The organism is Halorubrum tebenquichense DSM 14210 (assembly GCF_000337415.1).
In the GTDB taxonomy this organism is placed as follows: Archaea; Halobacteriota; Halobacteria; order Halobacteriales; family Haloferacaceae; genus Halorubrum; species Halorubrum tebenquichense.
In genome coordinates this window covers 1-21,936 of the sequence record NZ_AOJD01000034.1, presented here as the reverse complement: position 1 = coordinate 21,936, position 21,936 = coordinate 1, and the positions used below count along the sequence as shown (strand labels likewise).

Genomic DNA, 21,936 nt, shown 5'->3' with positions numbered 1-21,936 from the left:
AAGGCACGCGCGACGACCGAGGCGAACGCGACGACCGCGAGGAGGGCGTACTGAGATGGCGGTAAAGGAGATGGGCGACGGGCTCGCGACGGCCGCGCAGCTGACCTCCGACGTCATGGAGTCGTACGACAAGCTCGACATCTCCAAGCGCAGGTACGTCGGGCTGGTGTTGGTGCCGGCGCTTCTCGTGTTCCTCGCGAGTATCGTCGGGCTGGTCGCGCTCCCGCTCCCGATCGCCGCCCGGGTGCCGATCCCGATGTTCGGCGCGCTCATTCTGTTCGCGGCCGTCATCTACCCGAAGATCTACCTCTCCAGTCTGGAGACGAAGATCGACAACCAGCTGCACCTCGTGATGACGCACATGACGGTGCTGTCGACGACGAACATCGACCGTATGGAGGTGTTCCGAACGCTGGCGAAACAGGAGGAGTACGGCGTCGCCGCCGAGGAGATCGGTCGCGTCGTCCACCTCGTCGACACGTGGAACCAGAGCCTCGACGACGCGTGTCGCCGCCGGGCCGAGGAGGTCCCCTCCGACGCGATGGCCGACTTCTTCGACCGGCTCGGCTACACGATGGGCGCGGGGCAGTCCCTACAGGAGTTCCTCGTCTCCGAGCAGGACGTCATGCTGGCGCAGTACGAGACCCGCTACGAGTCCGCGCTCTCGAACCTGGAGGTGATGAAGGACCTGTACATGTCCATGATCCTCTCGATGACGTTCGCTTTAGTGTTCGCCGTCGTCCTCCCGATCCTCACCGGCAACGACCCGACCGCGACGGTCGCGGCCGTCATCGTGCTGTTCGTGTTCGTTCAACTGGGCTTCTACGCGATGATCCGTGCGACGTCCCCCTACGACCCGATCTGGTACCACCCGGACGAGCGCGCTCCCGGCGACCTGAAGCTGTGGGCGTCGCTGATCGGCGGCGGCACGCTCTCGTTCGCGATCATCGGGATCACGGCCGCCGGGATGTTCGGATACGGGCCGGGGCTGCCGGGACTCCTCTTCTTCCTCGACGACGTCCGGCTGCCGCTGTACCTCGCGGTCCCCATCTCGCCGCTCATCGTCACCGGGGTCGTGCTCCGGCAGGAGGAGCAGGCGATCACCGCCCGCGACGGCGAGTTCCCGTCGTTCATCCGCGCGCTCGGGGCGACGGAGAGCGCGAAGCAGTCGACGACGACCGACGTGCTCACCACCCTCCGCGACAAGAACTTCGGGAAGCTCTCCGAGTCGATCGAGCGGCTCTACCGCCGGCTCAACATGCGAATCAGCACCGAGGGCGCGTGGCGAGCGTTCACGCGAGACACGCGCTCGTACCTCATTCAGAAGTTCTCCGAGATGTACCTCGTCGGTCGCCAGATGGGCGGGGACCCGAAGATGCTCGGCGAGCTGATCTCGAAGAACATGAACGCCGTCAACCAGCTCCGCGAGCAGCGCCGGCAGGCGGCGATGACGTTCATCGGGCTGCTGTACGGGATCACGGCGGCGGCGACGTTCGCCTTCTTCATCGGCCTGGAGGTCGTCGCCATCCTCGCGGACCTGACCGCCGACTTCGGACTCGATGAGATCGACATGGCGCAGATCGTCTACCCCGGGGCCTACGACATCCCGCTCATCGAGTACCTGCTGCTCACGGTCGTCCTGTTCAACGCGGCGCTCTCCTCGCAGATGATCCGCCGGATCGACGGCGGCAACCCCGCGAACGGCTACATCCACTTCGTCCTCCTGACGTGGCTCGGCTCGGTCACCGCCATCGCGACGCGGACGCTGGTCAACGCGATCCTGTCGATCTGAACGGTCTCGGTCGGTCCGATTCGGTCGGTTAGCCCCGCTCGACCCGCTCCGGTCGATCCGCCCGGTCGACCTCCGCGCTACTCCTCGAACAGCGTCGGCTCGGCGACTGACTCGTCCGCGGCGTCGCGCCACGAGCGCGACGGCTCCCAGTCGAACAGCCGCTCGGCCTTGTCGATCGCGTACGCGCCGCGGTCGTCGCCCTCGTCGACGACGCAGTCGTCGGGGACGCCGCCGTACGCTTCCCGGACGAGGTCGAGCAGCGGGCGGCCGAGGGCGTTGTCGGCCGCGACGCAGTTCACCGCCTCGTGGGTCCCCGGTCCGACGGGGGAGTCGCCGCCGCCCGTCGCCTCTGCTGTCTCCGCGAGCGCGGCCGCGACGAGGTCGGCCACGTCGCGGACGTCGACGTACGACCAGAAGTTGCCCGCGCCGGCGTCGAGATCGTCGACGTACTCGTCCGCGCGGCAGGCGTACGCGCCGGGGTACTGGATCCACGACGGACGTATCGAGACGGCGGGGACGTCGTGGCGGCGCGCGACCGCGCCCGCCGCCGCCTCCGCGGTCACCTTCGAGAGGCCGTACGGGTCCTCCGGGCGGAGCGGGTGCGCCTCGGTGACCGGCAGTTCGTCCGGGAGCGGCGTCGGGTCGGCGAAGAAGAAGCCGTACGCGCCGTCGCTGGAGGCCTGAACGACCCGCGCGCCGGCGCGCCCGGCGGCGTCGAGGACGTGTTTCGCGGCGAGCGCGTTCGTCTCGAACACCCGGCCCTCGGGGTGGGTGCCGGCGACGGGGATCGCGGCCCAGTGGACGACGGCGTCGGGGTCGACGGTGGCGACCACGTCGAGCGCCTCGCCGCGCTCGGCGAGGTCGGCCGCGCGGAACGAGACGTTCGGGGCGGGGTCGACGCCGAGTCCCGGGTGGTCGTAGTCGACGACGACGACCTCGTAGTCGCCGGCGAGCCGATCGACGACCCAGCGCCCGGAGACCCCGCGGCCGCCCGTGACGAGTACCGTTTCCATGCCGGTCGGTCGTGCGGACGGGCGAAAAACGCACCGCACTCGTCGGGTCCGGGCCGCCGGACGGCGTAGCCTCCGGCAGGCTTTAACGCACCGAACGGTAACTCACGGCTATGGACTGGAAGACAGATTGGGGACTCCGCGGACGGATGGGACTGACGATGTTCCTCCTGTTCGCCCTCTACGTCGCCTTCGTCGGTGTCCTCCTGACGTTCTTCGACGTCGGGAGGCTGACGATCCTCCTCATGCTCGGCGGGTTCTCGCTCGCGCAGTACTTCTTCAGCGACAAGCTCGCCCTGCGGAGCATGGGCGCTCGCGAGGTCGACCCCGACGAGTACCCCGACCTCCACCGCCGGATCGAGCGGCTGAGCCAGCAGGCCGACCTCCCGAAGCCGGCGGTCGCGGTCGCGAACACGCAGGTGCCGAACGCGTTCGCGACCGGCCGGAACAAGAAGAACGCCACCGTCGCGGTGACGACCGGCCTCTTAGAGAGCTTGGACGAGGACGAACTGGACGGCGTCCTCGCCCACGAGCTCGCGCACGTGAAGAACCGCGACGTGATGGTGATGACCATCGCGTCGTTCCTCTCGACCATCGCCTTCTTCATCGTGCGGTGGGGGTGGCTGTTCAGCGGCGACAACCGGCAGGGCGCGCCCGTCATCGTCGCCATCCTCGTGTCGCTAGTCGTCTGGGTGATATCGTTCCTGCTCATCCGCGCGCTCTCGCGCTACCGCGAGTACTCCGCGGACCGCGGCGCGGCGCTGATCACGGGCCAGCCCGGCGCGCTCGCCTCGGCGCTGATGACGATCGACGGCCGGATGGACAAGGTTCCCAAGGAGGACCTCCGCGAGGAGGCGGAGATGAACGCGTTCTTCATCATCCCGATCAAGGCCGGCTTCGTCGGCCGGATCGCCTCCACGCACCCGTCGACGGAGAACCGCATCGAGCGGCTCCGCGAGATGGAGAAGGAACTCGAAACGGCCTGATACGGGCCTGAGGTGTACTTTTCACCCGGTTGTTTATGAGCTATTGAAACCGGGATCGACGACGGACACTGCCGAAGCCCAGTCGTCCACTTATAAATAACCAACCGCGGATCGGCGATGACGACCGCCGAAGCCCCAGTCGCGAGGCGGGTAGACGCTCGCTGTGCTCCTCGCTCGCGCTGCTCGCTCCCTGCGGTGCCGCCGGCGGCGAAGCCGCCGGCTGCCCGTGGCGCGTAGCGCCACGCTGCTTCCGTCGTCGGCAGAGCGCTCCGCGTTCTGATTGGCTCACGAGAGCTCCGCTCTCGTGAACGCCTCCGCCCGCCTCGCGACTGCCCCTTCGAGTCCCGCCCGCACCGCTCCGCACAGCACCTCGCGCCTCCCCAGCCTCGTCAGTCGCCGTCGCTTCGCTCCGGCGACTGACTCCCTCGCGCGACGCTCCTCGGCCGCGATGCGGCCTCGGAGGCGCGCGCCACCGCTGTCGGTTTATAAACGATCACGGGACAGTCGCGCCGCTCGTCGGTGCGAGCGGACTGAGGGGAGTAAGCCCCCTTCGGTTCGTCCCGACATTCGGCTGAGCGTCCGTGCCGTGGCCGGACTACCTTGTGGCACGGACTTGCACCGGCGAGGATTCGCCGTTCCATCCGTTCCCGCCCGTCCGTGGCGTGGCGGAGCCACGCGCCCTCTCCGGGTTAACTCCCTTCCCTCGCGGGTCGGTTCGCACGGATCATCGGTCGGGGCGGGGGGTGTCGTTGCTGTTCCAGCGCCAGCCGTCTCCGACTCCGGGCGTGTGCCCGGTCGCCTGTCCGGCCGGTGGGGGGACTTTCCTCATGCCGGAGGCACGGGAGTCGGGCTCCCTCTGTCCGGTTCGGCCTTTCGCCCGCCGGCGAATAAGCGGTTCGGTCGGGCGCGTCTCCGGCGAGACGTTGGAAGCGCCGCGAGAACGCTGTTCCAAGGGAAGCGTTCAAGTCGTCAGCAACGTAATAGTCTCTCATGTCCGAGGCTCAGACCGTTCAGCTGTCGTACGACGACGGTGCACGAGCGGTCGAACTCGCGCGGGAAGCGGTCGAGTCGTTCGTCCAACACGGACAACGCGAACAACCCGGCAGCATGCGGGAGGCGTTCTACGCCCGCACCGGAGCCTTCGTTCGACTCGAATCGACCCGGGGTCGCGGTCGCCTCCGCGGCTGCGCCGGCGCGTGGGAGACCTCCGACCAACTCGGCCACGCCATCGTCGAGGCCGCCATCAAGGCGGCCTCCGACGACTCCTGCGGCTCCGAGGTGGAGCCCAAGGAGCTCGACAACCTCACGGTCTCGGTGTTCGTCGTCTCGAACTCCGTCCTCACGAACGATCCGCTCGAAGACCTCGAGATCGGCACCCACGGCGTCGCCGTCGACAGCGGCAACGCCCACGGCTGGCTCTATCCGACGGTCCCCGTCGAGAACGGCTGGTCCGGCGCGGAGTTCCTCTCGCGCGCCTGCCGGAAGGCGAAGCTCTCGCCCACCGCGTGGCAGGAGGAGGACACGATGGTGACGCTCATCGAGGGACAGGTGTTCCGAGAGCGCGCCGACGGCGGTGCCGTCGAGGAGCTGTAAGCCGCCCCGACGCACCGCCCGGCCACCCCGTACGGGCCCGTCCGATCGACCGCCCCCCGACCGCGTCCTCCCGCTTGACGCCGACCGCAGAGCCGCGGCCCCGTCCGTCGCGCCCCGCTCCGTCGCGCCACGCTCGCGACGCCCGATTTCTTAGGCCGTCCTAAAAATCGGTGGCTTTTTGATGTTTTAGGCGGGCCTAATATTCATGAGACGTTCGGACGACGCGCGCCCAGCCCCCTCCGACGGCGGTGATCCGCGATGAGCGTCGAAACTCACGTCGACCGCGCTCGTGACCGCGTGGCCGCCGAGCGCGACGCCGTCGCCGACGAGCGGCGGGCCTACGAGCGCTTCGGATCCGCCGTCGCGTCGATCCCCACGACTTCCGGGCCGACGGCCGCCGGCGGGGAGCCGACCGCCGGCACCGGACCGGGGACCGGCGGCGTTCGCGCGGCCGTCGGCGGACGCACCGCCTCGGCGACCGACGGCTGCCGGCGGGTCCGCGAGGCGTTCGCCGAGACGGTGCGCCCGCACAGCGTCGCCGACCGCGCCGCCGACGAGCCGCTGCTGGCGACGGTCCGCGAAGAGTTGGGCGACGCCGTCGCGGTCGCGCTCTCGCCGAAGACGGACCACGACTTCACCCCGCCGGTCGCGTCCGCGATCGGGTCCGCCGTCGACGACCGGATCGCGGAGATCGCGGTGTTCGACCGGACGTTAGAGCGGGAGGCCGCGTCCCTCCGGTCGGCGGGCGAGACGGTCCGGGAACTCACCGACTGGCTGGCGGCCGCGGACGAGACGCCCCTCCTGACGCTCGGGTTCGACGAGCTACGCCGCCGCCACGAGGCGCTCGCGGACCGGATCGCGACCTGCGAGTCGTTGCTCGCGGACCGGCAGGCAGACCTCGACCGGACCGCCAGCCGCGGCGCGTCGGTCGGGCTCCGGCAGCGCTCGACGGTCGCGTACCTCTACGACGACTTCCCGGTGTCACACCCCGTCCTCTCGACGGTCGCGCGGCTCGTCGAGACGCTCACCGAGTGCCAGCGGGCGGTCCGCGACCACCTGACGCGGAGGGCGTGACCGTGTCGGACTCGCCGCGCCGCACTCGGGCGACCGGCTGGGCGTGGGCCTGCCTCGCGCTGTTCGGCGGCGACGCCGAGAGCGTCGACGCCGAGAGCACCGACCCGCGCGAGGACGAATCGAGAGACGACGGGGCGAGCGAGGCTGGTTCGACCACCCCGGAATGACGAGCGAGACGGAGTACCTGCTCGCGCTGTACATCGCGGAACAGCGGTCGTCGCCGCCGGTCCCGCCGGGGCGGATCGCCGACGCGGTCGGGCGGTCGCCCGCCGCGACGACGGAGATGCTCCAACGGCTCGAAGACCGTGGGCTCGTGGCCCGGGAGCCGTACGACGGCGTGGCACTCACCGAGGCGGGCCGGGAGCGCGCCGCGGCCCGCCACGAGGCGTACGTCGCGCTCTCGTGGTTCTTCCGCGACGCGCTGAGGCTCGACGCCCACGAGCGCGAGGCGATGGAGATGGCGGCGCAGGTGAGCCCGACGGTCGCCGACCGGCTCGTCGACCTGCTGCTCGACGAGGTGCCGGACGACCCGTCCGATCCCGGAGCGCCGTCGCTCCAGCGGTCGGACGCGGACTGAAAAAGTTCGGAATCGGTCGGCTGTCGGCCGCCGCCGCCCCGTCGGCTCAGTTCGTCGCGGACTCGACGACGAGCGAGTCGTCCTCGAGGTAGTGCTCGATGTGGTGGGCGTGCTCTTCGAGCGTTTCGAGCTGTTCGCGGAGCATCTGGCTCGTCGCGTAGTCGCCGAGCCCGTCCGCGAGCGCGACGTGTTCGCGGTAGCTCTCGATGATGTCGCCCATCATCTCCAGGTCGTTCGCGAGCGACGTCCGCACGTCGTACACGTCCTCGTCTTCCGGCTCCACCGTCGCCTCGTCGGCCAGCGTCGTCATGCTCGCGTGCGGCACGCCGCCGAGCGCCTGGAGCCGCTCCGCGAGTTCATCGGCGGCGGCCTCGACGTCCTCGTACACCTCCTGAAGGAACACGTGGACCTCGAGGAACTCCGCGCCCTCGACGTTCCAGTGGTGCTTGTGGAGCTGGTGATAGAGGACGTACGCGTTCGCCAGGTCGCCGTTCAGCGCCTCGATTATCTGTTCCGCCTTCTCCGTGTCCAGCCGCAGCGCGTTCTCGTCGACGGTCCCCGCCCGCTGGCGCGTTGACTTCTGGGTGCTCATTACGTCCTCCGCTTCGTGCGCCCCCGTCTTATATCTTATCAACATACAAACAACTTTTCGTGCTGCCTAAAAGTCGACAGAGTGCGGGACTGAAGCGCTATCAGCGCCGATCCGAGAACCGTTGTACGATATCTGAAACTACTCGCCGCTCCCGTAGCCCACCGCCTCCCCGTCCGCGAGCGCCCGTTCCGTCGCCGCCGACAGGTCGAACGCGTCGCCGGCGACGACCTCGCCGTCGCGGATCACCGGCTCCATGAGCGACTCGGCCCCCTCGGGCCCGGAGCGGTCCGCGAGCCCGACGGCGTGTGCACCGTCTGCGGTGCGGTAGACGGACTTCGCGCCCGAGAGTTTCCCGCGCTTGGCCGCCGGCTCGCCGTCGACGGCGACCAGATCGAGCGCGAAGTCGACGGGGTCCGCGTTGGAGACGTACCCGCCGACGCCGAACCCGTCGACGACGTCGCGCAGCCCCCGGAGGTCCGCGGGGCCGAGCCCGCCGGAGACGTACACGTCGACGTCTCCGCGGCCGCGCGCGTCGAGTTCCCACTGGACCTCCCGCACGATGTGCCGGAAGTCGCCGCGCCGGGAACCGGTCGTGTCGAGGCGGACGCCGTCGAGGTCGTCGCCGAGCGTCTCCACCGCCCGCAGCACCTCGTCCACCTCGTCGGAGTAGGTGTCACACAGCGCGATCCGAGGCGCGTCCGCCGGGACGCCCTCGTCGTAGGCGCGCCACGCGGCCTCCTGTTCGCCCCGCCCGAAGCAGATGGCGAGCGCGTGCGGCATCGTCCCGGACGCCTCTCGCCCGATCAGCTCCCCGGCGGCGACGTGCGAGAAGCCGTCGAACCCGCCGACGAGCGCCGAGCGCTCGACCGCCGCGGTCATCGCGGGATGGACGTGGCGCGCGCCGAACGAGAGCACCGACGACTCCGGCGCGGCGAGCCGGCAGTCCAGCGCCGCCGTCGCCATCCCGGACGCGTGCGAGAGGAAGCCGAGGAGGGAGGTCTCCAGCCGCGCGAACTCCAGGTACGGGCCCTCGATCCGCATCACCGGGCCGCCGTCGAACAGCCGCCCCTCCGGGATCGCGTGGACGTCGACGTCGCGGCCGGCCAGCAGTTCGACCGCGTTCCCCAGCCCGGCGAACACCTCGAACTCTCCGTCGGGGAACTGGTCCGCGGTCACCTCGGCGACGACACGGGGGTTCCGGCCCGCGGCCGAGAGCGCCGCCTCGGTCCGCTCGAAATACGCGTCGGTCGCGCGCCCCTCTCGGACCGCGGCCGCGTCGACGATGTCGAACTCGCTCATGGCCGATCGTTCGGCCGCGGGGACGAAAAGCCACCCGTGTCGGAGCGCCCGCCAGCGCCGCGCCGCCGACTCGGACTACGACGACCGCCGCGCGGACAGCCCCAGCACGGCCGCGAGGGCGACGAGCGCCGCCGCGACGCCGAACCCGGGCGCGCTGCCGCCGGTGCTGCCGTCGTCGCTTCCGTTCTCGCCGTCGTCGCCGTCGGTGCCGGCGCTCCCGTCCTCGCCGTCGCTTCCGCTCTCGCCGTCGCCGCCGTCGGTGCCGGTACCGTCGTCGCTCCCGTCGGTGTCGTCACCGTCGTCGCTCCCGTCGGTGTCGTCACCGCCGTCGCTCCCGTCGGTGTCGTCACCGCCGTCGCTCCCGTCGGCTCCGTCCGTCCCGTCGGCGTCCGGGAGCGCGAGGTCGGCGTCCGGGCGCAGTTCGAGGACGCCCTCCGGGGACGGCGCGTGGATCACCGTCACGCTCGTCCCGTCGCGCTCGACGCCGTACGCGCCGGGGAAGTCGCTCCCGTCGCCGATCGCGTAGACGGTCCCCTCCTCGTGGCCGCCGTCGCCGTGCGCGTTCAGCATCCGGACGTAGGCGTCTCGGAACTCGGCGGCGTCGGCCTCGGTCTGCCACTCCGTCGCCCAGACGTACCCGTCCCGGTCGCCGTTCCGGTACGGGTACAGCTCGTCGCCCGCCCACCCGTCCGTCACGGGGTGCGCGTAGTTGTAGGTCCCCCGCGTCTGGAGCGTCGCGTCGGTCTGGAGGTGAGTGTTGTAGTTCGCCCCGGGGGAGCGGTCGGGATCGAGGACCGAGTACTCGTACGCGCCGTCGAACTGGACGCCGGCGCTCTGGTACCAGAACATCACGAACATCGACGCCTCGCCCGCGGTCTCCGCGCCGTCGACGCCCTGGTCCGCGTACGTCTCCCACCCGCCCGTCGCCGCGTCCTCGAAGGCGACCTCGGTCGTCTCGTAGTCGGGGGTCCGGTGGATCACCTCCGCGGTCGACGCCGGCGGGTCGTTCATCGTCTCGTTGACCGCCGCCCAGCCCCCCTCGTCGACGAGTTCGCGGACGTAGAGGGCCCCGTCGCCGTACGGCTGGAGGACGGTCTGGAGGATGCCGATGTTCCCGGAGAATCCGCCACCACCGCCCCCGTCGCTCTCGGACGGCTCGACGCAGGTCCAGTTGTCCGCACAGCGGGCGTCGTACCGCTCCTCGACGTGGACCGCTTCTCCCTCGACGATCCCGTCGACCGCGAGGTCGCCGTCCTGCGTGACGCCGACGTAGCGCGGGTCGGTGAGGTCGTGGTACTGGTCTTGCATCGCGTGGAGCAGCTCGTGCGCGAGCGTCGAGGGGTCGATGTCGGGCGACTCGCCGTCCGGGACGACGATGACGATCCGGTCCTCGGACGGCGAGTAGAAGCCGGAGACCGCGCCGCCGAGCACCGAGTCGATCTCGTCGTTCGCGTTCTCCTCGTCGCCGACGACGAACAGCGCCTCCCACACCTGGTCGTTCCAGCGGCGGTACGCCTCGGACTGGTTGCCGCCCGCGGTGTCGTTCGCGTACTCGCTGCGCGACACCGTCTCGACCGGGACGTCCTGCTTGAAGGGGCGCTGCCGGACGTGCTCGACGCGCGCCATCGTCAGGTCCGTCAGCGCCGACAACTGCGTCTCGTTGAGCCCGTCCGTCTCCTCGAAGTCGACCGACTCCTCGTAGTGCGTCCCGTTCCAGCAGCCGACCAACTCGGTGCCGTCGCCGGCGTCGCACTCGTCTGCGGACGCGGAGGGCACGGGCTCGGACGCCCCCGGGTCGCCGACGGACGCGGCGTGGGAAACGCCGGCGTCCGGCGCGGCGGCGGCACCAGCGCTGAACGCGACACACAGGACGGCGAACGCGGCCACGACGGCGGCCGCGGTCGAGGGGGTGAGAACCCGTCGCATAGGAACCGTATCGGACGCCCCGGTAAGTAGTCTGTCGGTTCCTTCGGGGCCGCGGCCGGCGGATTTTTCCGCGGGTTCGATCCCCGCCGACGGCGGTCGGGTCGGCGGACCCGGCGCTCGGTTCGACGCGGCGGACTCGCCGGTCGCTCGACGAACCCGGCAGTCCGGAGGACCGACTCGGCAGTCCGGAGGACGAACCCGGCAGTCCGGACCACGGTTTTTGAGGACCGCGCCCCAACCCTCGGCATGGCGTTCGATCCGACCGAGGCCGCGGTGGTCGTCGTCGACATGCAAAACGGGTTCTGTCACCCCGACGGGAGCCTCTACGCCGAGCCGAGCGAGGCGGCGGTCGAGCCGGTGACGGCCCTCGTCGACCGCGCCCGCGACGCCGGCGCGTCGGTCGTCTACACCCGCGATGTCCACCCGCCCGAGCAGTTCGACGGGGCGCACTACTACGACGAGTTCGACCGCTGGGGCGAACACGTCGTCGAGGGGTCGTGGGACGCCGAGCTCCTCGACGCTCTCGACGTGCGCGACGCGGACCACGTCGTCGAGAAACACACCTACGACGCCTTCTATCAGACCGATCTGGAGGGGTACCTCGACGCGCACGGAATCCGTGACCTCCTGATCTGCGGCACGCTCGCGAACGTCTGCGTCCTCCACACCGCGGGCAGCGCGGGGCTCCGGGACTACCGCCCGGTCGTCGTCGAGGACGCGCTCGGCTACATCACCGAGGAGCACCGCGAGTACGCGGTCGACCACGCCGACTGGCTGTTCGGCGAGACGGCGACCCGCGACGAGGTCGCCTTCGACTCCGCGTAGCGGGGGTCGCGCCCGCCCGCGAGACGGGAGTCCGCTCCCCGATCCGTCGAGACCGCGATTATCACGCGCGGCAATCGGCGTGTAACCCTTTTTGCCGCTCGCCGGAACCGCGAGGTATGGACATCTCTCGGCGGGGCGTACTCGGCGGTCTCGGCGCGGTCTGTGGGGTCGGTGCCGTCGGGTTCGCCGGCGCGACGCGGGTGACGGACGGCGAGGCGCTCGACGGCATCGGCGGGGAGGGGCCGGGACCGGCGGGCGGCGAGGAAGACGGGAGCGACGACGGGCCGACCGCGGCTCCCGTCGACCCCGACGCGCCGTTCGCGGCAACGCTCACCGGCGACGACGGGACCGAGGCGCGGCTGTTCGACGCGAGCGACCTCGACCGCGTCAAGGGCGTCTTCGCCGAGGACGGCGAGTACCTCGTTCAGGTCGTCCTCTCCGAGGCGGGCGTCGAGTCGTTCCGGAGCCGCCTCAGCGACGCGGGCGCGACCGACGACCCGGCGGCGTTCGTGGTGTCGATGGCGCTCGACGGGACCGAAGTCAGGCGCGTCGAACTCGACGAGGAGACCGCCGACTCCCTCACCGCCTCCGAGTGGGGCGGCGTGCTGACGCTCCCGTTCGGCGAGGAGTCGGTCGCCGAGTCCGTCTTCGAGCGCCTCGCCGCCGAGGAGTGAGTCGCCGCGGGCGGTTCGGGCGAGCGGCTCGTCGCGGGTCCGCCCCCGACGGCTGACTGGTCAGGTCCCGGCGAGGCGGGTGGACAGCGTTTTGCCTCCGGCCCCCGTGTCTCAGCCGTGAGCGACGCAACCGCGGACGACGGCGGTCGCCCGTGTCCGGTCTGCGAGACGCCGATGTACCACCGGCACTGTAAGTACGTCTGTCCGGCGCACGGCGTCGTCTACGACTGTAGCGACACGTTCTACTGACCGAACGGTCGGTTCGCACGCCCCGATCGCGGGCGGAATTAACGGGTCCGCAAGGGGACCAAACTGAGCCGTGCGAACTGTTATGTTCTTGGAGTCCGACTTTTCAGACATGATGGGCGACCCGTACGTGACCCTCCCTGCCGACCTCCTGGGGTCAGCATGGTAGAGCAAAATCAGGTTGCCCGGAGCAAGCGGATCCAGCGCCGCACCGGGAAGACGTTCCACGTCGCCACCCGGCTGCTGCCGCAGCGGATCCGTCATCCGACGTACGTGCTGTACGGCTTCTTCCGGATCGCCGACGAGGTCGTCGACGCGGAGGACACCGCGCCCCCGGCCGAGCAGCGCGCCGAGCTCGACCGGCTCCGGGCGGCCGCGCTCGGCGAAGAGCCGACCGACGACCCGGTGTTGGAGGCGTTCGCCGAGGTGGTCGACCGGAACGACATCCCCGACTCGGACGTCCACTCGTTCGTGGACGCGATGGCGAGCGACATCGACACCGACCGGTACGAGACGTACGCCGACCTGGAGGCGTACATGGACGGCTCCGCGGCCGCCGTCGGGCGGATGATGACGGCGATCATGGACCTCGACCCGGAGGAGGAGGCCGAGGCGCTCCCCCACGCCACGAAGCTCGGCGAGGCGTTCCAGATGACGAACTTCCTCCGGGACGTCCGCGAGGACGTCGTCGAGCGCGACCGAATCTACCTCCCCTTGGAGACGCTCCGCCGCCACGGCGTGAGCGAGGAGCAGATCCTCGACTTGGAGTTCGACGAGCACGTCGCGGCCGCGGTCCGCGAGGAGATGGCTCGCACCGAACGCCTCTACGAGGAGGGCGTCGCGGGGATCAAGTACCTCCCCGAAGACTGCCAGCTCGCGGTGCTGCTCGCGGCGGTGCTGTACGTCGACCACCACCGGCTCATCCGTAACCGCGGCTACGACACCGTCTCGGCGACGCCGGAGCTGTCGTTCGCCCGGAAAATCTCGCTGCTCGTCCGCACCCGCTGGAAGTGGCAGTGGAACCGCGACCCGGAAGCGGTGTTCTACGACATGTGCACCGACTTCGAGCCGAGCCGCGAACACCACGGCCACGGCCCGCACGGCGCGGGCGTCCCGCAGACGGACTGAGCCGGCCCGCATGGAGCGCTCCCGGTTCGTCTCGCTCGCGATCGCCGCGTTCGGGCTCGTGTTCGTCTCCTTCCTCATCCGCGGCCTGACCCGACTGGTGGCCCCCTACGGGGTCGCCGTCGCCGCGTCGGCACCGGTCCTCTTCGCGGCCGCTGCGCTGTTGGCCGGGCTCTTCGCGCTCGCGGTCCTCGACGCGATCGGGATCCGCCCGATGGAGTAGTCCGACGGCCCACGGGTAACCGGGGAACTGACGCGCCCGTAACGCCACGTCCGAGTCGGAACACCCCGTCCGAGTCGGAACGCCACGTCCGAGTCGGAACGCCACGTCCGAGTCGGAACACCCCGTCCGAGTCGGAACGCCCTTGCCCCGCCGCGCCCGACGAGGCGTATGGACGTACGAACCGTCGCGGACCTCTCGCCGGCCGAGCGGCGCGCCTTCTTCGAGCGCGACGCGGGCGTCGAGGGGGTCCGCGAAGACGTGCGGGAGATAGTCGAGCGGGTCCGCGCGGAGGGCGACGTCGCGGTCCGCGAGTTCGCCGAGGAGTTCGACGGCGTCGCCGTCGGCAACGTCGACATCACCGACGACGCGGCGCGCGCACACGAGGAGCTGGCCGACGCGGACGACCCGGTCCTCGACGCGGTCGAGGCGGCGGCCGCGAACGTCCGCGAGTTCCACGAGCGACAGCGCCCCGAGGACTGGCGCGACGACTTCGGCGGCCGGGAGCTGGGCCGCCGGTTCCGCCCCCTCGACCGCGTCGGCGTGTACGTGCCCGGCGGCGCGGCCTCCTACCCCTCCAGCGCGCTGATGGGCGTCATCCCCGCGGTCGTCGCGGGCGTCGACCACGTCGCGGTCGCGACCCCGCCGGCGGAGGAGCTCGACCCCGTCACCCTCGCGGCGATCCACGAGGCGGGGGCCGACGCGGTGTACCAGGTCGGCGGCGCGCAGGCCGTCGGCGCGCTCGCGTACGGCACGGAGACCGTGACCCGGGTCCAGAAGGTGGTCGGCCCGGGCAACAAGTGGGTCACCGCCGCCAAGTCGATCGTGCAGGGCGACGTGGGGATCGACTTCCTCGCGGGGCCGAGCGAGGTGCTCGTCCTCGCCGACGAAACGGCGGACCCGGACCTCGTGGCGGCCGACCTCGTCGCGCAGGCGGAACACGACCCGAACGCCTCCGTGGTCGCGGTCACCGCCGACGCCGACCTCGCGGACGCCGTCGCCGACGCGGTCGACGCGCAGGCCGGCGAGCGCGAGCGGGAAGAGACGATCCGGGCCGCCCTCGACAACGAGGCGTCGGGGGTCCTCCGCGCGCGCTCGATGCCCGAGGCCGTGCTGTTCGCCGAGGAGTACGCCGCCGAGCACCTCTCGATCGTGGCCGAGGACGACGAGGCGCTGTTAGACCGGATCACCAACGCCGGCTCGGTGTTCCTCGGGCCGTACTCCCCCGTGGCGGCCGGCGACTACGCGACCGGCACGAACCACGTGCTGCCGACGAACGGCGGCGCGAAGCGCTACGGCGGACTCTCCGTGGACACCTTCCTCCGCTCGTCGACGGTCCAGCGGCTCGACCGCGACGCCCTCGACGACCTCTCCGAGACGGTCACGTCGCTCGCGGAGGCGGAGGGGCTGGAGGGCCACGCCGAGAGCGTGCGGAAGCGGTTCGAGTAAGACCGGCCGGAGCGTCTCTCTTTCCCCTCTGATACCTGTTTCCTGATCGATATATAGCGGATCGTACCGACCAGAACTCTCCGTATCCCTCCGAGCGGTACGTTCCGTTTCGGACCGGAACGGACCGAACGGACCGGCTACGTTCGGGTCATAGCAGCCTTCTTACTCCGAAGAACGGCCCGTGTACCCGTAATGGTGGAAGACACCGACGGCGGACGCGAATCGAGCTTCAAGCGGCGGGTCGTCCTCGCCGGAGGCGCGGCGGCGGTCACCGCGCTCGCCGGGTGTTCCGGTGGGTCGGGGGGCGGAGGCGGCGACGGCTCCGACGCGAGCGCGACGACGAGTTCGGCCGGCTCGGACGGGTCTGAGTCGGACGCGTCGGGCGATCCGCTGCTGGCGGACGCGAGCGAGTTCGACCCCGAGAACCCGAACTGGGAGGAGAACAACTACCTCTCGACGCCCCTCATCGACGCCGGGTACGAGCGCGGGACCCGCGCGGACTTAGAGAGCATGGGGAACCGCGAGGTCGACGAGGTCCCCCACGGCGAGCCGGTCCGGGAGACGCCGGAGGACGAGAGCGAGTGGCTCGAACCGGACACGCTCGTGTTCACCGAGAGCCCGAGCGAGGACGTTCAGGGCCGCTACGAGGAGGACTTCCAGGCGGTCTTCGACCGCATCGAGGAAGAGACGGGCATCCCGGTCGAGTACAACCGCGTCAACAGCTACGCCGCCTCCGTGGAGGCGATGCGCTCCGAGCGCGCCCACATCGCGAACTTCTCGACGGGGACGACCTGCTTCGCGGTCAACCTCGCGGGAGCGGTTCCGTTCGCGGCCGGCATCGCGCCGAACGGCTCCTTCGGCTACCGGCTGTTCGCCACGACGCGCGCCGACGCCGACGGGGTCCAGGGCGTCGAGGACTTCGCGAGCGACGACGTGCGGATGGCCCACGCCGAGCCGGCGTCGAACTCCGGCCACCAGGCCCCCTCGGCGCTGTTCGACCAGTACTTCGACGTGACGGCGGGCGACGACTACGAGATCAACTTCTCCGGCGGGCACTCCCAGACGACGCGCGGCATCGCCGCGGGCGACTACGACGCCGGCCCGATCTGTTCGACCTGCTTCCTCGACACCGTCGAGGCCGACAGCAGCCTGCGCTTCGACGACTTCAAAGTGGTCTGGGCGTCGAATCCGTTCCCGAACGGCCCGATCACGTACCGGTACAACCTCCACCCGGACATCCAAGAGGGGATCCGGGCCGCGTGGCTCGACTCGGACTTCGCCGGGACGGCCTACGCCGAGCGCACCGGGTACGAGGAGTACGTCCCCATCGAGTACCGGCGGCACTGGTACGACATCATGGTCATCCAGCGGTACAACGACGTCGAGTACACGCAGGGCGCGCTGAGCGAGTGATCCGATGACGCTCGACGTGACCGACCTGCGCAAGACGTACGAGTCGGGCGACGAGGCGCTGAAGGGCGTCGACCTCTCGGTCGGCGGCAGCGAGACGACCGCGATGATCGGCCCGAGCGGTGCCGGGAAGAGCACGTTCATCAGGTGTATCAACCGGCTCACGGAGCCGACCGCGGGGACGGTCGAACTCGACGGCACCGACCTGACCGCGCTCGACGACGACGGGCTCCGCGCGGCGCGCCGCGACATCGGGATGATATTTCAGGAGTACAACCTCGTCGAGCGGCTCACCGTGATGGAGAACGTCCTCACCGGGCGGCTCGGCTACGTCTCCGCCTGGCGCGCCTTCCGCCGGAACTTCCCGCCCGAGGACGTCGAGCGCGCCTACGAGATCTTGGAGCGCGTCGGCCTCGGCGACATGGAGAACAAGCGCGTCGACGAGCTGTCGGGCGGCCAGCGCCAGCGCGTCGGCATCGCCCGCGCCGTCGTCCAGCAGCCGAAGATCCTCCTCGTCGACGAGCCGACATCCAGCCTCGACCCCGAGACGTCGAACACGGTGATGCGACTCCTCACCGAGATCGCCGCCGAGCGCGAGGTGCCCGTGCTGATCAACATCCACGAGGTGGACCTCGCGGTCGAACACGCCGACCGGATCGTCGGGCTCCACGACGGCGAGGTCGTCTTCGAGGGCTTGACGAGCGAACTGGACGAGGGCGCGCTCGACCGGGTGTACCGCGGCGGCGACCCGCCGGCGTCGCGCGACGCGACCGCCCCCGGCGGCTCGACCGCGCCCGGTGATTCGACCGCGCCCGGTGATTCGACCGCGCCCGGCAGTCCGAGCCGAAACGGAAGCGACTCGACGGCCGCGGACGGCACCGCGGACGACGGCTCCGCGGGCGACCGCGCCGTCGGAAACGGCGTCGTCTCGGCGGACGGCCGCGCGCCGGACCGGTCGACCTCGGGTGGGTCCTGAGATGGCGACGGAAGAGCGCACCTGGCGGCGACCGACGGCGTTCGGCCGGCGGGAGTTCAAGTGGGCGGGATACCTCGCGGTCGTCGGCTTCTTCCTCTGGTCGGCGTGGGGGATCGGTGCCGATCCCGCGCGGATCGCCAGCGGGTTCGGCCGGGGGCTGACGCTGCTCGGCGACTTCTTCCCGCCGGACGCGACCCCGCGGCAGGCCCGGCGGATCGTCGACAAGATGGTCGAGAGCGTCGCCATGGCGATGATCTCGACGGTCACCGGGATCGCCCTGAGCGTCCCCGTCGCGTTCATGGCCGCGGAGAACCTCTCGCCGCGGCCGCTGTACTACCTCAACCGCGGGTTCATCTCGCTCTCCCGCGCGCTCAACGCCATCATCGTCGCCATCCTCGTCGTGAAGGCGGTCGGGCTCGGTCCCCTCGCCGGGATCATCACGATCACCTTCAAGACGGTCGGGTTCTTCGCGAAGCTGCTCGCGGAAGACTTAGAGGACATCGACATGGGGAGCGTCGACGCCGTGCGGGCGACCGGCGCGTCGCCGGTCCAGACGCTCGCGTACGGCGTCGTCCCGCAGATAATCCCGCGGTTCGCGGGCCTCAGCGTCTACCGCTGGGACATCAACATCCGCACCTCGACGGTCGTCGGTATCGTCGGCGCGGGCGGCATCGGCTCGGTGCTGCTCACCGCGTTCAACCGCTACTCCTACCAGTACGTCTCCGCCATCCTCGTGGCGATCATCGCGGTCGTCCTCGTCGCCGAGGGGGTCAGCGCGGTCGTCAGACGGAGGTACCAATGAGCGAGGCCGACGCCGCGCGCTCGTGGCGACGGTTCGACCGCCGCCGCCGGATCGGTCGGTTCTCCGCCGTCCTCGTCGCGCTCGTCGCGTTCGCCGTCTCGTGGCGCTTCCTCGACATGGGGGTGACGAACGTCGAGACGGTCCCCCGCGAGATCCGCGACCTCCTCACGCGGATGTACCCGCCGGACCTCGCGTACGCGCCGGAGATCGTCGATCCGCTCGTCGAGACGATCCACATCGCGGCGCTCGGGACGCTCGGCGCGCTCGTGCTCGCGGTCCCGGTCGCGCTGCTCGCCGCCGAGAACACGACGCCGAACGCGGGCACCTACTGGCTCGGCAAGCTGATCGTCACCGTGAGTCGGTCGGTGAACACGATCGTCTGGGCGCTGATCTTCGTCGTGGTGTTCGGCAGCGGCCCCCTCGCGGGCGCGGTCGCCATCGCCTTCCGGTCGGTCGGCTTCCTCGGGAAGCTGCTCGGCGAGGAGATAGAGGAGATCGACTTCGGGCAGGTCGAGGCCGTCCGCGCCGCCGGCGCGTCGTCGACGCAGGTGCTGCTGTACGGCGTCCTCCCGCAGGTGAAGCCGGCGCTCGTCGGCCTCAGCGTCTACCGGTGGGACATCAACGTCCGCGACTCGACGATCCTCGGGTTCGTCGGGGCGGGCGGGATCGGCGTCCAGCTGTTCCGCGCCGTCAACGCCTTCGCCTGGCAGTCGGTCGCGACGATCCTGATCGTGATCCTCGGCGTCGTCCTCGTCAGCGAGGGGGTATCGGCGTCCGCACGGAGGATGACGCGATGACGCTCGCCGGCGACGACGCGACGACGCTCGCCGGCGACGACGCGGTGATCCTCTTCGACATGGACGGCGTGGTCCTCGAGGGCCGGGAGACCGATCCGGCGGTCCGCTCGCGCGCCCTCGACGACGTCCTCGCCGACCGCGGGCTGACGGCGTCGGGGGCGCTCCGCCGGCCGCTGGAGCGCGCCGCCTACGACGGGGCGTTCCGGGCCGCCTGCGACGAGCTCGGCGTCGACGCCCCGGCGTTCTTCCGGGCGCGCGAGGAGCGGACCGCCGAGCGCGCCGTCGCGCGCCTCTCGGCCGGAGCGAGGCGGCTCCACCGCGACGTGGACGCCCTCGACGAGCTGGCCGAGGGCGCGCGGATCGGACTCGTGAGCAACAACTACCACCCGACCGTCGAGTTCGTCGTCGACCACTTCCGGCTCGACGCGTTCTCGTTCGTCCGCGGCCGCGACCTCGGCCCGGACGGCTTCCGGCGGCGGAAGCCGGACCCGCACTACCTGAACGAGGCGCTCGACGCGCTCGGCGCGGCCGGCGGGGTCTACGTCGGCGACCGCGCGACCGACGTGATCGCCGCCGAGCGCGCCGGCCTCGACAGCGCGTTCCTCAGGCGCGACCACAACGCGGACCGCGACCTCGACGTGGACCCCACAGTCGAGGTCGGGAGCCTCCACGACCTCGTCGAGTTCGTCGATCTCGCGGCGGCCGACTCCGCGACGACCGACCCGCCCGGCGACGCCCCCTGACGCGGCCCTCCGAGCCCTTTTCGACCGGTCTACGGCGGTCTCGGTCGCGGCGGTCGACATCCCGGACGAACGGATCGCTTCCGCCGGCAGGGTTTTGAGTGTCCGTGCCGAACCCGTTCGCATGAGTACCGAACCGGCCGACACCGGGACCGAGGGAACCGACCCGGCGATCGAGGTCACGCCGGACGCCGCCGAAGAAGCGATCTCGCTCCTTCAGGGCGAGGGGCTCGACACGGACATCGCCGGACTGCGGCTGTTCGTCCAGCAGGGCGGCTGCGCGGGGCTGTCGTACGGGATGCGTTTCGACACCGAACCGGAGGAGGACGACCTCGTCGTGGAACACCACGGGCTTCGGGTGTTCGTCGACCCCGCGAGCAAGAACTACATCGGCGGCAGCACGCTCGACTACGAACACGGGCTTCAGGCCGCCGGCTTCGAGGTCGAGAACCCCAACGTCGTCTCCGAGTGCGGCTGCGGCGAGTCGTTCCGGACGTAGTCGTCCCGTCCGCGCAGCGCCCCGCCATCTCCGGTCCGTCATTTCCGATTCCTTTTCGCGACGCGCGAGTCCCCCGCTTAAGTCGCTCCGTCGGGTAGCGGGAGTCATGACTCTGGAAGCGACGACGACGCCGAGCGGCGAGCGGGTGTACACCGATCGATCGGACACCGAGCGCGGGGCGGACGGTCCCTTCTACGTCGTGTTCGCCGACGAGGCGGGGGAGTCGCGCTGGGGGTTCCGCTGCGGCAACTGCGAGTCGTTCGACACCGCGATGGACACGATGGGCCGGATCCAGTGCACCGAGTGCGGCAACCTCCGGAAGCCGGACGAGTGGGACGCCGCGCACGAGTGAGCCGCGCTCGCGCCGCTCTCGACCGTTCTCGGCGGCGCGCCGATTCTCCGCGAGCGAAATCGTGAGAAAGTTTATCACGGATGGCGACCAACTCCGAGGTAGATGGCCACTGCGAGCATCCCCCCGACGACCGAGGCCAGAGACGTCTTCCGCGAACTGGGATACACCGTCTCCGAGGGCGGACGAGAGTTCGTCGCGGAACGCAAGTGGCGGCGCGTGCTCGTGACGGTGTTGTGTCTGGACGACGACGACCTCGACCCGTATCTCGCAGACGGCGGCGAGACACCGCGACTCCGGTGTTTCGTCACGTGGCGCGACCGCGCGGCCGACCTCCAGGAACGGCTCGTCTCCGCGAAGCCGCCCTACGACTGGGCGGTCATCGGCGTCGACCGCGACGGCGAGGACTTCGCCGTGATGGAAGGCGCGCCGGGCAGTCCGTAGCCGCCGCCTTTTGAGGGCCGACCCGGCCGCGGGTCGACCCGCCGGACGCGTATTTTTATGCCACCGTGCGCCCTACCCACACGCGACATGGTGTTCAAGAAGATCACGCTGATCGGGACGAGCGAGGAGAGCTTCGACGCCGCGGCGGACGACGCCCTCGACCGCGCCGAGGACACCCTCGACAACGTCTACTGGGCCGAGGTGGAGGAGTTCGGGGTCGAGCTACAGGGGGACGCCGACCGCGAGTATCAGGCCGAAGTCGAGGTCGCGTTCGAGCTGGAGGGCTGAGCGGCCGGATCGCGTTTTCATTTTTGGAGTGAACACGCCGAAGCCCCAGTCGCTCGGCGATACGAGGTTGCTATTTATAAACGACCGATCGCCACGAACACCACCGAAGCCCCAGTCGCGAGGCGGGCAGACGCTCGTTGTGCTCCTCGTCGCTCACTCCGTTCGCTCCTGCGGTGCTTACGTCGCCTCTGCCCGCCTCCCGGCTGCCCCTTCGAGTCCCGCCCCGCACCGCACAGCGACCGC

Annotated in this window: 25 protein-coding genes and 1 other RNA gene; 21 read left to right on the top strand and 5 right to left on the bottom strand. The window is 70.5% G+C overall.

Annotation, left to right across the window (positions count from 1 at the left end):
- The first annotated feature begins 55 nt into the window (after window positions 1–55).
- Window positions 56–1,792, top strand: coding sequence for an archaellar assembly protein FlaJ (gene flaJ / locus C472_RS06105; RefSeq protein ID WP_006628936.1), 1,737 nt, complete (start codon window positions 56–58; stop codon window positions 1,790–1,792).
- 77 nt (window positions 1,793–1,869) lie between these two features.
- Here flaJ and C472_RS06100 read toward each other — a convergent pair whose 3' ends face one another.
- On the bottom strand, window positions 1,870–2,805 hold the full coding sequence (locus tag C472_RS06100) for an NAD-dependent epimerase/dehydratase family protein (RefSeq protein WP_006628935.1): 936 nt from the start codon (window positions 2,803–2,805) through the stop codon (window positions 1,870–1,872).
- A gap of 110 nt (window positions 2,806–2,915) precedes the next feature.
- Here C472_RS06100 and htpX point away from each other — a divergent pair, with 110 nt between their 5' ends.
- The gene (htpX, locus tag C472_RS06095; protein WP_006628934.1) at window positions 2,916–3,788 is read left to right on the top strand and encodes a zinc metalloprotease HtpX; all 873 of its coding nucleotides are present in this window, start codon (window positions 2,916–2,918) and stop codon (window positions 3,786–3,788) included.
- Between the two features lie 528 nt (window positions 3,789–4,316).
- Here the strand turns inward: htpX and rnpB are convergent.
- Window positions 4,317–4,649: RNase P RNA component (gene rnpB, locus C472_RS06220), an RNA gene on the bottom strand.
- A gap of 129 nt (window positions 4,650–4,778) precedes the next feature.
- Between rnpB and C472_RS06090 the strand changes: the two genes are divergently transcribed.
- The 4 genes from C472_RS06090 to C472_RS06080 all read left to right on the top strand — a co-directional run bounded on the left by C472_RS06090 (window position 4,779) and on the right by C472_RS06080 (window position 7,032).
- Window positions 4,779–5,381 (top strand): TIGR00296 family protein, encoded by a 603-nt coding sequence (locus tag C472_RS06090; protein WP_006628933.1) that lies wholly within the window; start codon window positions 4,779–4,781, stop codon window positions 5,379–5,381.
- 258 nt (window positions 5,382–5,639) lie between these two features.
- On the top strand, window positions 5,640–6,455 hold the full coding sequence (locus tag C472_RS06085) for a DUF7260 family protein (RefSeq protein ID WP_006628932.1): 816 nt from the start codon (window positions 5,640–5,642) through the stop codon (window positions 6,453–6,455).
- Window positions 6,456–6,457: 2 nt separating this feature from the next.
- Window positions 6,458–6,622 carry a hypothetical protein gene (locus tag C472_RS17270; RefSeq protein ID WP_161612616.1) on the top strand — a complete coding sequence of 55 codons (165 nt, stop codon included), beginning with the start codon at window positions 6,458–6,460 and terminating at the stop codon, window positions 6,620–6,622.
- Window positions 6,619–7,032 carry a metal-dependent transcriptional regulator gene (locus C472_RS06080; RefSeq protein ID WP_006628931.1) on the top strand — a complete coding sequence of 138 codons (414 nt, stop codon included), beginning with the start codon at window positions 6,619–6,621 and terminating at the stop codon, window positions 7,030–7,032. The genes C472_RS17270 and C472_RS06080 overlap by 4 nt, the downstream gene beginning before the upstream one ends.
- Before the next feature lie 46 nt (window positions 7,033–7,078).
- Here the strand turns inward: C472_RS06080 and dpsA are convergent, their stop codons facing one another.
- The 3 genes from dpsA to C472_RS06065 all read right to left on the bottom strand — a co-directional run bounded on the left by dpsA (window position 7,079) and on the right by C472_RS06065 (window position 10,849).
- The gene (gene dpsA / locus C472_RS06075) at window positions 7,079–7,624 is read right to left on the bottom strand and encodes a DNA starvation/stationary phase protection protein DpsA (RefSeq protein ID WP_006628930.1); all 546 of its coding nucleotides are present in this window, start codon (window positions 7,622–7,624) and stop codon (window positions 7,079–7,081) included.
- 138 nt (window positions 7,625–7,762) lie between these two features.
- The gene (locus tag C472_RS06070) at window positions 7,763–8,923 is read right to left on the bottom strand and encodes a nicotinate phosphoribosyltransferase (protein WP_006628929.1); all 1,161 of its coding nucleotides are present in this window, start codon (window positions 8,921–8,923) and stop codon (window positions 7,763–7,765) included.
- Between the two features lie 75 nt (window positions 8,924–8,998).
- The gene (locus C472_RS06065; RefSeq protein ID WP_006628928.1) at window positions 8,999–10,849 is read right to left on the bottom strand and encodes an Hvo_1808 family surface protein; all 1,851 of its coding nucleotides are present in this window, start codon (window positions 10,847–10,849) and stop codon (window positions 8,999–9,001) included.
- A 246-nt stretch (window positions 10,850–11,095) separates the two neighbouring features.
- Here C472_RS06065 and C472_RS06060 point away from each other — a divergent pair, with 246 nt between their 5' ends.
- The 15 genes from C472_RS06060 to C472_RS05995 all read left to right on the top strand — a co-directional run bounded on the left by C472_RS06060 (window position 11,096) and on the right by C472_RS05995 (window position 21,693).
- Complete coding sequence (locus C472_RS06060; RefSeq protein WP_006628927.1) at window positions 11,096–11,674, top strand: cysteine hydrolase family protein; 579 nt, start codon at window positions 11,096–11,098, stop codon at window positions 11,672–11,674.
- A 116-nt stretch (window positions 11,675–11,790) separates the two neighbouring features.
- The gene (locus tag C472_RS06055; RefSeq protein ID WP_006628926.1) at window positions 11,791–12,348 is read left to right on the top strand and encodes a hypothetical protein; all 558 of its coding nucleotides are present in this window, start codon (window positions 11,791–11,793) and stop codon (window positions 12,346–12,348) included.
- 117 nt (window positions 12,349–12,465) lie between these two features.
- A complete protein-coding gene (locus tag C472_RS17990; RefSeq protein ID WP_006628925.1) occupies window positions 12,466–12,597 on the top strand; it encodes an HVO_2523 family zinc finger protein in 132 nt (43 codons plus the stop codon).
- Between the two features lie 159 nt (window positions 12,598–12,756).
- A complete protein-coding gene (locus C472_RS06050; protein ID WP_006628924.1) occupies window positions 12,757–13,722 on the top strand; it encodes a phytoene/squalene synthase family protein in 966 nt (321 codons plus the stop codon).
- A gap of 10 nt (window positions 13,723–13,732) precedes the next feature.
- Entirely contained in the window at window positions 13,733–13,942 is a 210-nt protein-coding gene (locus C472_RS06045; RefSeq protein ID WP_006628923.1) for a hypothetical protein, read from the top strand.
- Between the two features lie 168 nt (window positions 13,943–14,110).
- The gene (gene hisD, locus C472_RS06040) at window positions 14,111–15,388 is read left to right on the top strand and encodes a histidinol dehydrogenase (protein ID WP_006628922.1); all 1,278 of its coding nucleotides are present in this window, start codon (window positions 14,111–14,113) and stop codon (window positions 15,386–15,388) included.
- Window positions 15,389–15,580: 192 nt separating this feature from the next.
- Window positions 15,581–16,801 carry a phosphate/phosphite/phosphonate ABC transporter substrate-binding protein gene (gene phnD, locus C472_RS06035; protein ID WP_006628921.1) on the top strand — a complete coding sequence of 407 codons (1,221 nt, stop codon included), beginning with the start codon at window positions 15,581–15,583 and terminating at the stop codon, window positions 16,799–16,801.
- A gap of 4 nt (window positions 16,802–16,805) precedes the next feature.
- Window positions 16,806–17,774, top strand: coding sequence for a phosphonate ABC transporter ATP-binding protein (phnC, locus tag C472_RS06030; protein ID WP_006628920.1), 969 nt, complete (start codon window positions 16,806–16,808; stop codon window positions 17,772–17,774).
- 1 nt (window position 17,775) lies between these two features.
- On the top strand, window positions 17,776–18,576 hold the full coding sequence (gene phnE / locus C472_RS06025; RefSeq protein WP_006628919.1) for a phosphonate ABC transporter, permease protein PhnE: 801 nt from the start codon (window positions 17,776–17,778) through the stop codon (window positions 18,574–18,576).
- Complete coding sequence (gene phnE, locus C472_RS06020; RefSeq protein ID WP_006628918.1) at window positions 18,573–19,373, top strand: phosphonate ABC transporter, permease protein PhnE; 801 nt, start codon at window positions 18,573–18,575, stop codon at window positions 19,371–19,373. The genes phnE (C472_RS06025) and phnE (C472_RS06020) overlap by 4 nt, the downstream gene beginning before the upstream one ends.
- The gene (locus C472_RS06015; RefSeq protein ID WP_006628917.1) at window positions 19,370–20,116 is read left to right on the top strand and encodes an HAD family hydrolase; all 747 of its coding nucleotides are present in this window, start codon (window positions 19,370–19,372) and stop codon (window positions 20,114–20,116) included. The genes phnE (C472_RS06020) and C472_RS06015 overlap by 4 nt, the downstream gene beginning before the upstream one ends.
- 121 nt (window positions 20,117–20,237) lie before the next feature.
- Window positions 20,238–20,612, top strand: coding sequence for a HesB/IscA family protein (locus C472_RS06010; RefSeq protein ID WP_006628916.1), 375 nt, complete (start codon window positions 20,238–20,240; stop codon window positions 20,610–20,612).
- Between the two features lie 106 nt (window positions 20,613–20,718).
- The gene (locus tag C472_RS06005) at window positions 20,719–20,964 is read left to right on the top strand and encodes a DUF5816 domain-containing protein (RefSeq protein WP_006628915.1); all 246 of its coding nucleotides are present in this window, start codon (window positions 20,719–20,721) and stop codon (window positions 20,962–20,964) included.
- 102 nt (window positions 20,965–21,066) lie between these two features.
- Window positions 21,067–21,405 carry a DUF7116 family protein gene (locus C472_RS06000; protein WP_006628914.1) on the top strand — a complete coding sequence of 113 codons (339 nt, stop codon included), beginning with the start codon at window positions 21,067–21,069 and terminating at the stop codon, window positions 21,403–21,405.
- A gap of 87 nt (window positions 21,406–21,492) precedes the next feature.
- Window positions 21,493–21,693 carry a dodecin gene (locus C472_RS05995; RefSeq protein WP_006628913.1) on the top strand — a complete coding sequence of 67 codons (201 nt, stop codon included), beginning with the start codon at window positions 21,493–21,495 and terminating at the stop codon, window positions 21,691–21,693.
- The last annotated feature ends 243 nt before the right edge of the window (window positions 21,694–21,936 follow it).

Coding starts and splice junctions, on each gene's coding strand:
- C472_RS06085 (WP_006628932.1), top strand. CDS start 5,640: ATGAGCGTCGAAACTCACGTCGACCGCGCTCGTGACCGCGTGGCCGCC.
- C472_RS06010 (WP_006628916.1), top strand. CDS start 20,238: ATGAGTACCGAACCGGCCGACACCGGGACCGAGGGAACCGACCCGGCG.
- phnC (WP_006628920.1), top strand. CDS start 16,806: ATGACGCTCGACGTGACCGACCTGCGCAAGACGTACGAGTCGGGCGAC.
- flaJ (WP_006628936.1), top strand. CDS start 56: ATGGCGGTAAAGGAGATGGGCGACGGGCTCGCGACGGCCGCGCAGCTG.
- C472_RS06060 (WP_006628927.1), top strand. CDS start 11,096: ATGGCGTTCGATCCGACCGAGGCCGCGGTGGTCGTCGTCGACATGCAA.
- phnE (WP_006628918.1), top strand. CDS start 18,573: ATGAGCGAGGCCGACGCCGCGCGCTCGTGGCGACGGTTCGACCGCCGC.
- C472_RS06070 (WP_006628929.1), bottom strand. CDS start 8,923: ATGAGCGAGTTCGACATCGTCGACGCGGCCGCGGTCCGAGAGGGGCGC.
- hisD (WP_006628922.1), top strand. CDS start 14,111: ATGGACGTACGAACCGTCGCGGACCTCTCGCCGGCCGAGCGGCGCGCC.
- C472_RS06045 (WP_006628923.1), top strand. CDS start 13,733: ATGGAGCGCTCCCGGTTCGTCTCGCTCGCGATCGCCGCGTTCGGGCTC.
- C472_RS06000 (WP_006628914.1), top strand. CDS start 21,067: ATGGCCACTGCGAGCATCCCCCCGACGACCGAGGCCAGAGACGTCTTC.
- phnD (WP_006628921.1), top strand. CDS start 15,581: ATGGTGGAAGACACCGACGGCGGACGCGAATCGAGCTTCAAGCGGCGG.
- phnE (WP_006628919.1), top strand. CDS start 17,776: ATGGCGACGGAAGAGCGCACCTGGCGGCGACCGACGGCGTTCGGCCGG.
- C472_RS06005 (WP_006628915.1), top strand. CDS start 20,719: ATGACTCTGGAAGCGACGACGACGCCGAGCGGCGAGCGGGTGTACACC.
- C472_RS06100 (WP_006628935.1), bottom strand. CDS start 2,805: ATGGAAACGGTACTCGTCACGGGCGGCCGCGGGGTCTCCGGGCGCTGG.
- htpX (WP_006628934.1), top strand. CDS start 2,916: ATGGACTGGAAGACAGATTGGGGACTCCGCGGACGGATGGGACTGACG.
- C472_RS06015 (WP_006628917.1), top strand. CDS start 19,370: ATGACGCTCGCCGGCGACGACGCGACGACGCTCGCCGGCGACGACGCG.
- C472_RS06090 (WP_006628933.1), top strand. CDS start 4,779: ATGTCCGAGGCTCAGACCGTTCAGCTGTCGTACGACGACGGTGCACGA.
- C472_RS06080 (WP_006628931.1), top strand. CDS start 6,619: ATGACGAGCGAGACGGAGTACCTGCTCGCGCTGTACATCGCGGAACAG.
- C472_RS06055 (WP_006628926.1), top strand. CDS start 11,791: ATGGACATCTCTCGGCGGGGCGTACTCGGCGGTCTCGGCGCGGTCTGT.
- dpsA (WP_006628930.1), bottom strand. CDS start 7,624: ATGAGCACCCAGAAGTCAACGCGCCAGCGGGCGGGGACCGTCGACGAG.
- C472_RS06050 (WP_006628924.1), top strand. CDS start 12,757: ATGGTAGAGCAAAATCAGGTTGCCCGGAGCAAGCGGATCCAGCGCCGC.
- C472_RS06065 (WP_006628928.1), bottom strand. CDS start 10,849: ATGCGACGGGTTCTCACCCCCTCGACCGCGGCCGCCGTCGTGGCCGCG.
- C472_RS05995 (WP_006628913.1), top strand. CDS start 21,493: ATGGTGTTCAAGAAGATCACGCTGATCGGGACGAGCGAGGAGAGCTTC.